At 35.6% G+C, this 1,972-nt stretch carries 3 protein-coding genes; 1 reads left to right on the top strand and 2 read right to left on the bottom strand.

Going from position 1 to position 1,972, the window contains the following annotated elements:
* Positions 1 to 114 precede the first annotated feature (114 nt).
* Positions 115 to 357: a glutaredoxin family protein gene (locus V7659_RS27290; RefSeq protein WP_335543217.1), complete on the top strand. Its 243-nt coding sequence runs from the start codon at positions 115 to 117 to the stop codon at positions 355 to 357.
* Between the two features lie 77 nt (positions 358 to 434).
* On the opposite strand, the gene V7659_RS27285 is transcribed toward V7659_RS27290, so the two are convergent.
* Positions 435 to 1,208 (bottom strand): arylamine N-acetyltransferase family protein, encoded by a 774-nt coding sequence (locus tag V7659_RS27285; RefSeq protein WP_335543216.1) that lies wholly within the window; start codon positions 1,206 to 1,208, stop codon positions 435 to 437.
* A 51-nt stretch (positions 1,209 to 1,259) separates the two neighbouring features.
* The coding region (locus tag V7659_RS27280; RefSeq protein ID WP_335543215.1) for a 3'-5' exonuclease at positions 1,260 to 1,972 on the bottom strand (713 nt) is incomplete at its 5' end.

Below are 1,972 nucleotides of genomic sequence, written 5' to 3'. Positions count from 1 at the left end.
TTATTTAAAAGAAAAAATCGCCCCTAAAGGGGCTGTTGACAAAATGGGGATATAATTGTACCCATAGAAGCAAAATTCATTGTACAATAACTTTAATGAAATGGAGGTAGTCAAATGAAAAAAGTGATTATTTATTCACAAGAAACATGCCCGCCTTGCCATGCGGAAAAATTATGGTTTAAAGAAAATGGGATTGAGTTTGAAGAGAGGGACATCCGGAAAAACGATCAATATCTGCATGAACTTATTGGGCTAGGTGCTGCTGCTACACCAGCAACCGTTATCAAAGATGGAGATCGTGAAAACGTGATCCTAGGATTTGATCAAGAGAAATTGGCAGAACTATTAGGGATTTAAAACAATACGAAAAGAAAAAACACTGTGTGAACAGCGATCATTACTGTCATCAGTGTTTTTTGTTTTCATATTTTAATTTATAGCCCAAAATGTTGTTTTGCTAGTTCTTTGAATTTCTTGTTTTCAATTGCCTCTTTAGTTAGAATTCCATCTGCCCATTCGGTAAATGTGGTATCTGTTAAGGTAATATTACCGTTTTCGGTAAGTCGGGTAATTAAAGGATGTTTGTTAAATGAAGATTGCGGGTGTTCAGCAATAATTGTTTGAATCTCATTCAAATTCGCAACTTCAATAGATTTCCGAGAATCAAAAGCATAGCCTATTTTCCACTCGGTATCTTTATGCTTTAGTTTCATTTCTAAACAATAGTCCCCAAATTCTTGATTTTCTTTTTTTATTCTAAACTCTCCATTATCAGAGGATATGGTCTCACCGGATAAAGGAACAGGTTTTAACGGTAAATTTCCACCGAAGCCCGTGTCAATTAAATATGTCTGTCCCTTGTGATTTAAAAGCACCGTTACATGCGTTCTTCCAATTTGACCATACTCTTTTTCAGTATGATTATAAACAACACCATCTGTTAAGACTGCGTTAAAACCATTTTCAATGAGATAAAAATAAAAAAGTGGATTTAATTCGTAACAAAGGCCGCCTTCGTTTCTATCCACAATTTTTTTGATGAGGTTCTCCTTTGTAATTTCACATTTTTTACTTTCAATAATCGTTAAATTTTCAAAGGGAATGGTTTGTGCTGTTTTTTCAAGAATCTCTGGTAACTTTTCAAAGGTAATTTTTTCGTTATACGGCATACCTATTCTTTTATGAAATAAAGTTGTAAGGTTTTGCATTACTTCACCTCCAAGCACTTTTTTTGCACTCCACAGCTCTGTTACTGACCACTAGAAACGTTCTATTTGTACTCTATCTAATAACAAGTCCGATGGTGAACTTGCATATAGATACAACCTATGCATCGGTCTTGTCATGGCTACATACAGCAATTTGATGTCTAGTTCTTCGTCACTGTACGATTCTTCCAGGGTAACAATCAGGACGGCATCAAATTCTAATCCTTTTGAAAGGTGCGAAGGTAAGATCACTACGCTGCCCTTTTTCATATCTTCTTTTTCTTCTAATAGTTGTATTGGAAGATTGCTATTTTCCAGCATTTTATGTATTCGTAGGCACTCTTTATCAGTTCTTCCAATAATCGCAATCGAGTTAAGCTCTTCCTTTTTGAGCAACTGAATATCATCTTCAAGGATCTGTTTTACTTGTTCCAAATTGGCAGGGTCTATTTTCGTAAAACGGGGTTTGTCCCCATGGCGAATGACTGGTTCTACTTTTGGCAAGTCTTGATTCATAATGGAAAGAATGTCGTTGGCTAACTGCATGATCTCGACTGTGGTTCGATAACTCTTTTGTAATGTTTGATAATTTGCATTCGGGAAAATTTCCTTTACTAATGGTTCCCAGCTTTTTAACCCTCGATAAGAATGAATCCCTTGCGCTAAATCTCCCACAATCGTAAATAATTCTGTTTCAAAGCCCGCTTTAAGTGCAGCAAATTGGAAATAACTATAATCCTGGGCTTCATCAATAAAAATACTCT

This window comes from Neobacillus drentensis (genome assembly GCF_036966985.1).
Lineage (GTDB): Bacteria > Bacillota > Bacilli > Bacillales > Cytobacillaceae > Neobacillus > Neobacillus drentensis_E.
This window is presented reverse-complemented; position numbering and strand designations above follow the sequence as displayed.